The organism is Neptuniibacter pectenicola (assembly GCF_001597735.1).
GTDB classification, from domain to species: Bacteria; Pseudomonadota; Gammaproteobacteria; order Pseudomonadales; family Balneatricaceae; genus Neptuniibacter; species Neptuniibacter pectenicola.
Window position 1 is genome coordinate 1 of the sequence record NZ_LUTS01000025.1, and the last position, 9,746, is coordinate 9,746.

A 9,746-nucleotide genomic window follows, 5' to 3' on the forward strand; every position below is an offset into this window, starting at 1 on the left:
CGTCACCGCCAGAGCGGCAAAAAAGGGACCCTCAGATGAGGATCCCTTTATGATTAAAAAATTGTGGGACAGCAGTGCGCCTAGGGCGCCTTTTTTGTCATCAGATACCCGTAAAGCTAAGCCGGCTGAGTCGCATCCACGTCCAGACCTTCTGCATTATCCTCAAGGGCGTCCGGTTCTAACTCCGCAATCATTTTGAGTGGGTTATCCGAGTTAAGAAGCTCTTTCCCTTTTTGGGTAGGAAACTCCACATCCAAATCAACTACGCGTCCATCACGGCAGACATTAATGATGGTGTCCATGCAGGAGCTAAGTAACGAGTACTTTTCATCCGGTGCTGCAATAATGGTTTGCAGGCCTAAATCACTCATAAAACCAAGTGACGTGACTGTATTCTCAGAGTCGAGTTTGTTAAATGCTTCATCAAATACAGACAGACTCATGCCGCCTAAAGGCTTACCATCACTCCCCTCACGCAGACGATAGGTCGCCCCTTGCGCAGCAGCGATTGCAACATAAAACGGCACCTGATGCTCACCACCCGAACCGGTTTTAATACGCTGGGTTAAGGTTGTCTTACGATTACCATCAAGGTCTTTAACCACTAATTCAAAGTTATAGAAGTTTCGGTAATCTTGTAACAGGCTACTCTCACCTTCATCTTTCAACACTTCATGAATTTTCGCTAACGCGTCTTTATGGGGCTTATCACTGTCAAATTTAAGATCAAACAGTGAACCAACATTCGCCGAATCCATCTGGGTATAGGCTTCAACCAGTTCTAGAATATCTTTCAGTTCTGGGTTTGGCATCATCTCAAAGCTATACATCTCTTTATGGAAAGGACGGCCTTTAAGGTGTTGATTTAATTCACGAATAAGGTCTTTTATCTTATTAATTTGGTCATTCAGATGCGCAACAAAGTCTGATCGGAAAGCCGTTTCAGCTTCTAAACGAGCACGCTCCGCTTTTTGGCTATAGTTAGCCAGCTCAGAATCTTTAAGCGCCTGAACCGTTTCATCCACAAACGCAGCAAGCTCTTCATGGCTCGAATCGGGCGTAACTTTATCCAGCTGCTGATGACTTAAACCACCCCCATGATATTTAGCTTTATATTGCGCAACACCATCACGTACGGCATTCTTCTTTTTCTCATGCAGAGAGAGCTCGGACTGAGCTTTCTTCGCCGCTTCAAAGATAATGCGCTCTAATTCACCAGAGCAGCTTTCATCAAGATAATCACGCTTCTCTTGGGCTGATTGAGCATCATAGTCTGCGCTCGCTTCACACTTAGTACGGGCAACAGCATGCTCTTCTAACTCAGTATCAAGCACCTCAAGTGCCGCATTATCTTTAATGATTGATGTACGTACTTTTTGCAACTTATCCATCAAGGAGCGTTGCATCTGTTCGGTTTCTTTCTGTTCGGCAACGCAATCAGCGATACGCTGTTGTATACCAGTATCATCTTGGTTGCGTAGATCGGTAATCGCTTGACGCTGACCATCAATCTCGGTCGTTAACTGCTCCCGCTGATTAACGAGATCAAAAACACGTTCATTAACGTTATCTAAGCCGTTATTTAGTGTAATTAACGCATCACGCAATTTTTCCAGCGCATCATGATTTTTACCCAATTCAGAGAATTCAGTAATCAATTGATCCACTTGCTTACCTTGCAAAGCGGCTTGATCAGAACGACGACGGATACCCATAATCGGCTGCTGTTCATTGATCGCAGTCGTCGACCCTTCTGTCTGTAACATGCAGTCATATGTTAACGCACGCTCATGGCGAAGGAGTTCGGTTTCAGTTTCAACCGCCATAACGCCGCCTAATGCACGGTTCATATACGCCCGAGCATGATCGTTCTCTGTATCAATAAAGTGCGCTAAAGACCCTGCTTTGTAACGGCTAAGCCATTCACCTGATTTGGTCGTATTGACGATACGACAGCCTTTAAGGTGACGACCTTTACGCCGGTATAAGGTAATGGCCTCTTTTACGCGATCAGGATCAACAATCAATGCTTCTCGACGTGCGCCGAGGAAAGACTCAATGGCAATACGCCATTTATCGTCGTTGATATCCGCTAATTCACAGATAGGCGTTGATTCAATACCGTACTCTTGCAGCAGTTCCATCAACTCACGCGTGTTTCGACGTACAGGCGCATGACCTTGGCGCAGGGATTCAACCGCATTTTTTTGGTTTTGAATATCTGAACGTAGCTCATTAATCCGAATAACAGAGTGTTCATAACGTCTTGATACATCACGCCGAACCCCCTCTATTTGTCGCTTGAGATTATCAAGCAGATTATCAACTTCGACAGGGGATTCTGGCCACAAATCCGCCATAATATCCTGACCTGAGCGCCACTGTGCTACACACTGCTCAACAACAGGAACAAATTTTTCCGGTAACAGCTCAGCATTTTCGGAAAAACCGACGGTCGTACGCAGTAAGCTGTAAACGTTTTGAATCCGCTCTTTGACTATATTAACTTCATGGGTCTTCGCAGTAATCGAAGACTCCAAGGCTTTAACTTTATGGGCGGAGTCCGAAGTATTTAGTTCAGCTCGGGCATCAGCCAAGCTTTGCATAATCTGGTTGAGTTCATCACTCTTAGTTTCCAGTTCTTTTTGCAGTTCAACTTCTTTCTCTTGGTTATCATCTAACCGTTCAGCCGCATCTTCTTTTTTAAGATCCGCATTTTCAAAGCGTGTTTCGTGTACAACCCATTCATACTCCAACGCATTTTTAACATTACGCTGAATGCCATTGCACAGCTCTTGGACCTTCTCAAGCTCACCAATACGGTTGGCCACTTCACGGGTTTTTGTTTCCATCGCACGGTATTCGTCGAGCGATTTACGGAAAGCACCAACATGCACAATGTTTTCATCGAGTACAAATTCACGAATAAAGCGTGTTGGGCTATCGATCGGAACAAATTTGAGTGCGTTTTTAAAGTTTTTAACGAATTTATCATCGTCATTCGGCATCTCGGGGTCGTAACTCAAGTGTGTTACTAACTCACGCACAAACCGACTGGAGCGTTTCTCTAAGATCATATCTGGACACTGTTTTAACAGATGTCCGCGCACATGTTCCCAGGATTTAGGCAAGCGGCCTTCGCCTGTTTTTTCAGTAAAATCATCCAGTGATACAGCACAGTCAGGCAAGATAAAGCGCCCTAATATGTCTTCATCAGCCGCAGCTGTCGAGGCACTAATTGCCAGCCCTACCGTGGTCTCTTTGGCGGTTTCTGTATCAAAAAAGCTGAGGGCTAAGTAACAGAGAGAGTCCTGACGGGCGGTATTTTTTTTACCATCATCATCCAAAAAGCCTAAGCAGTATGTACGAAGGCTACGCTCGCTCTTTTCACCGGCTGACGCGTTAAAGCTTAGGTGACGTTTATTCCCCCCCATCAGCACCGTTTGGATCGCATCCAAAAGTGATGATTTACCGGAACCGTTTGGTCCAACAACCGCAACATTCCCTTTAATCGGTATTTCAACGGCACCTAGCACGTACCAGTTAACCATGATAATACGGTTTAGCTGCTTCATGGTGTTGTTACCTCATCGTCCGTGCTGCTTTGCTCAGTTATGGTCGCCTCTACTTCAGCGTCGGTGTCTGGCGTTTCAACCGTTTCAGGCTCACCGTCCTCGTCGGTCGTCTCAAGATCTACCCTTAGTTCCGTCTCTTGTTCATCTTGCTCGCAAAGCCCTTCTAGTTGACGAATAAAGTCTTCAACAACCACTTGACGAATAACAGGATTAATCTTTAAGGGGATATTTTTAGGGTCCATCTCATCCGGTTTTCCCCGTTCAATGACCCCATGACGAGAGAATAAAGACAATATTTCTTTTAAGCGTGTTTCGTTTGGAATCTCTTTACGCGTGAGGTTTTCATAAAGCGTCAGTAACTCATCGGTACTGGTATAAGCTTGACCACCTTCAACTTCAAAATTTTCTAAACGCTGCTCATATTGCTGACGAATACATAACAATAATAGAGACTCATCTAAACGCAGACGCATAAAGCGCTCTTCACCTTTAGGTAATATACCCATATAGGCTTCGTCCGGCTGATGTACAAAACTCCAACCAATCGCTTCAAAAAGGTTGGTAAAGTAGTCCACATGTGAGGAGACTAAGAAATAACTTTCTCTATGCCCTGGACGTTCCGCATACAGGAACTGATTCGTCAGCAGTTGATTCGCCGCACGGCTGAAATCACTCGCTTGGTATTGATCACTACGACCAATAATTTTCTGCAGATCACCTAGCATTTAAAACGTCCTTTGAATGCTCTTTTCTTGTTATGCAAAAGTCCCGACATTCAACCATATCGGCTACGTTTACGTAGTTCTCATTAAAACTAATTTCGTAACGATCGCTGGTTTTTCTCGCTTTTTTGCCCATGGACTTCATATGTCTGATGTAACTAAAACAGATGTAATCTTCTACCGAATCGATTGAGAAATCTTTTGCGATCGCTTGATCCCGGCCGTTCAAATGACGTTCAAGATAAGCTTCGACACGATCAATTTTAACTTCTCTTCGCTCTTTATATTCTTTAAATAGCTGACGTAGGTGTAAAACCCTAGGATCAATTTCTTGCTTAGTAATCACTCTAGGTTCAGCGGCTATGCGGCGTTTAATCGGCGATCGCACACTGCCAGGGGCAAGAAAGGCAACGGTTTCTAAGCTTCTGATACGTGGTACTTCACGGCCATCTTTCTTAGCAATCTCTGCGATAACACGTGACAGTCGCGACGCCATACCGGGCGTCGTTTTATCCATATAGCGAACCGTATCTGAAACGCGTTTTTCCAGACGGTAACGGAAATCATCGATCGTTGCTAAGCGTTGATCAACTGAATCAAAAATACGGATAATACGATTTATATGCTGATGAACCCGTGCCTCTGCATCATGAATATCCACTTCAAACTGTTGCTGATAGTGCATAATAAGCTGCTGTAGTTTCACCGTATCGAACTGCAGCTCGCGCAACAGTGATAATATTTGCTGGCGGAAGCGGAACGGGTTATTTTTGGTTTTTAAGGTTTTATAGTCAGAAACGAGAATATGCTCAACAAACCGATCAAAAAAGTTACGTACAATCTCTTGCGGATTATTCGTTAACGACAAATTAATCTTGAGCTCTCGTAACCCAAGCATCATATCGGTCAGGTGTGCACTAAAATCAGATGCAGTCTGAGCCGCCTCAGACAAGGTTATTCCTCGTCCCACCGGATCATTCACGGCCGACTCTAAAGAGCTGAGGACGTTCAACACTGCCCCGCCATAGCTTCTTTTCTCTAAGTTAGCGATAGACACTAAGGTACGAAGTAAAAAGCTATTGGCCGGAGATAGCAACACATACACACGATATATACGCTGCTCCTCTTCTAACCACCCTGTCGCCACTAATCGACGGTAGATACGACTCGTATATTCTGCTGTAGAGCGAGGGACCTCTTGCTGTTCCTCTTCCGTATCGCCCTCTTCAGGTTCCCAACGGCGGACACCCAACCGAACCACAGCACCCTCAATGGTTGAGCGCACTAGATCTTTAGGAACAAACGGGTCAACCAGGTCTTCGTCGAAGAACAGGTCAGCCAGAGAGATCAGTACAGCCTGATAGACCTGCCGATTTTGACCCGACAAAGGTAAGAACAGATCATCAGGAAGTTTATTAAAAAGCATTCAGCGTTAATCCGCAGCGTTATTTTTTTGAATAATAACCACCGATTCTAACGGAAAAATCGCATAGGGATAAGGGGTAAAAGGCGTTCAGAAAAGAAGAAAAGCCATCCTATTGATTAATAATATTTTTAGACAAAAAAAAGCACCCTATGCGGGTGCTTTTTATTCCACGTGATTAGCACTTAATTAAACAATGCCATCATCAATATTGTTACTGGTTAACAAGGTCGTTAGTAGGTTCTGAGCTTCGACATCATTACTAACGGACAGGTTGTTCACATCCACCCGTTGCACAACCTCATTTGAGGATGAGTCAGTAATCGTAAGCTGTAAATGACCCGCGTTCATCACCGCATCGAGGGTATGTGAACCATCAGAGAGTACATCGGATAGATCAATGACATCATTCTCTGCCGTATTGAAATCAGTTATCTGATCAACCGCAGGGGCAGACCCCGTACCTAAATCAGACTTAGACCATACAAACAGATCCTCGCCTGCACCACCTGTTAGAATGTCATTACCTTCGCCGCCAATCAGTACATCATCGCCATCACCAGCAGATAGTGTGTCATCTCCGGTACCTGCCAATAAGATATCATCAAACTCGGTGCCAACCAGTGAATTACCTGACACTGTATTGATATCAACGATCGTAGAACCAGTGTTCGCAGCGCCTGGTGTGCCTAATGTATATTCGAATGAAGCATCATCGCCGCCATAATCTGCATCCGATGCGTCTATCGCCATATATAACTCATAAGAACCAACACCATTATTTGGGCTATCAACTTTGACAAAATAATTACCAGACGTATTCGCAGTGTAATCATCGTAAGCACTACCATTATTTTCCCCAATGGTGGTTACAAAGTTACCCATTGAATCATAAACACTAACGTTAGTGTTTATGGATGCATTATCAATATCAAAGTGAATACTCTCCCCTTCAGCCAACGTAATCTCAAACCAATCTTCATCGCTTGAAGAACTTAGCTGGCCGATAAAGGCAGCTGCATAGCCCGATTGATTCAACCCTGACAAGTTAGAGTTATTTGAACTAAACAATCCCCTGTCCGTCATATCAACCGCATTCGCCATACTATTGTTAGGGCTAGCTGATTCATCTTCAGTAATAATAGCCGCCGCAGTGGACGTAGAGAAGTCGCCTTCAGAAAGCCCTCCACCTCGAGTGAAAATGATATCACCCGTATCATTAACAATCCCACCAAGCGCATTATCGACACTCGTGATAGTCCCTCCATCCTCTTGATCATTATGCAAGATAGCAATCTCAGGAATAACCACTGGGGAGCCATCTGCGATATTCGTGATCACATTGTCACGGTTCGCATCGAGCTGAGCTGTGAAATCAAGATCCAACTTCATCGCTAAGGTAGCGGTATCACCATCATTATCTATGGCCTGAATATCGAATAACTCTTGCGAGCCCAACAAGCTGGTAGTGACAACAATATTGTAACTATATTCACCCGTAATGAAGTTCAGCATCATATCCCCGCCGATATCTGTCTCAACGGTAAGGATCTCATTACGAGTACCCGACACTAAGCCAGCAAGGCTAACTGTAGACGGATCCGCACTCATCACTTGAGTATCAGGGTCATAGCTATATACCACACCATTAATCGTAATAGAGGTGACCTGCCCTCCATCTGCACCGAGAACAAAGCCACTATCACCCGCCGCACCCAAGGTACTTTCAACGGTGCCGCTAATAGAATCATTACTAAACGCTTCAAGAAGCGCATTCGCTAGATCATTAGGGTCAGAAAGCAGAATAGTGTTCTCTTCTGCTGTGTTGCTATTATTAGCATCTACGTAAGCGGCATCAGTTGAATGGGCAACATCATTTAGGTGGTTAATAGCACTACTGCTATTACTTAAAACGTTACCAATGCCAATCGCATAAGACTCAGTAATGCCACTATCATCTAGGAAGGCTTCCCAAGCAGCAGTGCCACTTAATGATGAAGAGCTGCCTTCAGGTGTATAGGTAACGCTACTGTCGACCCCATGACTATTGTTAGGCACACCATCCGTTACAAAATAAGTAAACGTCTGGTCAGCAGGCGGCGGTGTCGTTAACTGGTATTCCGACATCACTGTATTTAACGCGGTATCGTACTCAGTACCACCACTTGCAATCAGATTGTCCAAGTACTCATACGCTGCAGCAACATCATCAACAACCCAGCCACTACTATCCGTGTTACTTGAGAAATCCACAATCATGACATTGACATTACCTGCCCCATCGGCAGAATCAATAAGCTGTTTAAGCGCGTCACGAGCAATCTCTAAGTAATCTAAACCGTCTCTATAATAATTATCGGCCATACTACCTGAGCGGTCTAACACAAGAACCAAGTTAGTGGTGGTCGTATCTTGCTCACCGACTAAGCTTTGGTTGATATCAAACCCATTAACCGTGTCATCTTCCACATTAACAACAAAGTTAACGGACTGTGGTGCCGATAAACCATCGGATACCGTTGCCTCAAATGTTAGCGTTTCATTATTTTCACCATTAGCGTTTTCATGATCGATCCCCGCTAACAAACTAACATCATAGGTGGCGCTGTAGTTCCCATTTCCGTTATCAACCGTATCCTGCAAAGTAACGGTTACTACATCTTGCCCTGTAACACTATTCGTACCCGTTAGCACCCCCTGTATTGAATTGGAATCATCGGTATCAGCCACCCAAGTCCAGTCCACTGGCGCGCCATCAGACTCTACGCCTGCTGGACCTGTCAGACTAATCGCGAAATTAGAATTATCTGGATCAATGATAGACAACACGCCAGACGCGGTTGAGGTATCTGCGCCATCATCCGCCTCTAAAGCACCGATCAATGGAATCGCTTCCTCAGAAAGACTCAGCGGGCCTTGAACCGACAATTGAGGGATATCATTGATCGGATTAACAGCAACAGTAACTGTGGCTACATTCGATTCATGACCGGCCAAATCTTTGATTGTATATGTAAACGTATCAACGCCATAAAAATCAGGATTTGGCGTATACGTAACAGTTCCATCACCGTGAACAACAACAGAACCATTACCTGGATTAGACTGAATAACAATCGACGCTGGATCCAAATCACCATCAACGTCAAAATCATTATCATCTAGATCAATAAGAATCGGGGTCTCTTCATTGGTAACAAAAGGAGCACTGACTGGTGTTGAGAGATTCTCCGTGACCCATATATTGTTATCATTTGAATCCAGTAACTGCAGATCAAATACATAATCCCCAGCCTGATCCCAATAGAACACCTCAACGGTGTGCTGACCACCCGTTAGATCCACACTTTTAATCGATTCAGTCGGTGAAGTAATCGCGTCATACTCAAAGATATCAACGCCATCAATGTAGATAACAAACCCATCATCATGCTGAACATCAAAGGTATATGTGCCATCAGCTGGGATGTCGATCAGACCCGACATATGAATCACACCATCCGTTGCCTCCTGCGTACTCGTACCTTGAATTGAAGCCGCATCTTGTTTCAAGAACCATTCGAGGTTGGACGGAGCACTACCGGATGCAGCCACATCATCAGCAAGATCCCCCGTACCTACAACTTCACCGGAGTCATAACGGTTATTCGCATTGGTATCTGTATAGCCATAATTAATCTGCGTTGAGGTAAATGTAATCTCAGCTTCATTCGCAGCCACATAGTCTTTAACCTGCTGAAGACTGGTTAAATTATCGCCATCAATGCCCTCACGGTATCCATAGTACTCAGAAGCAAGGCCGCCTTCGATTACGCCACCATCAGGATCATCAACCGCTACTGGTACATGATCGTTATCAGTAATTTCAGTTTCAACACTGTTGTTGGTCGCATCTTCAGTAATATGCTCGAAGTTGGTATCGGTAATGGTATCGATCGTAACAGTGAAACTCTCAACCCCTTCCGCCAACACATCATCTAAGGTTGCGATCGTGAAGGTGTTGCTGTTGCTACCCGCGGGGATATC

General features: G+C 44.6%; 4 protein-coding genes. All 4 read right to left on the minus strand.

Annotated elements, in window-relative coordinates; genetic code table 11:
• Positions 1–116 precede the first annotated feature (116 nt).
• Positions 117–3,575 (minus strand): SbcC/MukB-like Walker B domain-containing protein, encoded by a 3,459-nt coding sequence (locus A3773_RS16530; RefSeq protein ID WP_067988520.1) that lies wholly within the window; start codon positions 3,573–3,575, stop codon positions 117–119.
• Entirely contained in the window at positions 3,572–4,300 is a 729-nt protein-coding gene (locus A3773_RS16535) for a DUF4194 domain-containing protein (RefSeq protein WP_067988523.1), read from the minus strand. The genes A3773_RS16530 and A3773_RS16535 overlap by 4 nt, the downstream gene beginning before the upstream one ends.
• Positions 4,290–5,723, minus strand: coding sequence for a Wadjet anti-phage system protein JetA family protein (locus A3773_RS16540; protein WP_067988526.1), 1,434 nt, complete (start codon positions 5,721–5,723; stop codon positions 4,290–4,292). Before A3773_RS16540 ends, A3773_RS16535 begins: the two co-directional genes overlap by 11 nt.
• Before the next feature lie 186 nt (positions 5,724–5,909).
• Positions 5,910–9,746, minus strand: a 3,837-nt coding sequence (locus tag A3773_RS16545) for a cadherin-like domain-containing protein (RefSeq protein WP_156473560.1), incomplete at its 5' end; no start/stop codon positions are given.

Bases quoted from the DNA above. Each gene is read 5' to 3' on its own strand.
- A3773_RS16540 (WP_067988526.1), bottom strand. From the start codon at position 5,723: ATGCTTTTTAATAAACTTCCTGATGATCTGTTCTTACCTTTGTCGGGT.
- A3773_RS16530 (WP_067988520.1), bottom strand. From the start codon at position 3,575: ATGAAGCAGCTAAACCGTATTATCATGGTTAACTGGTACGTGCTAGGT.
- A3773_RS16535 (WP_067988523.1), bottom strand. From the start codon at position 4,300: ATGCTAGGTGATCTGCAGAAAATTATTGGTCGTAGTGATCAATACCAA.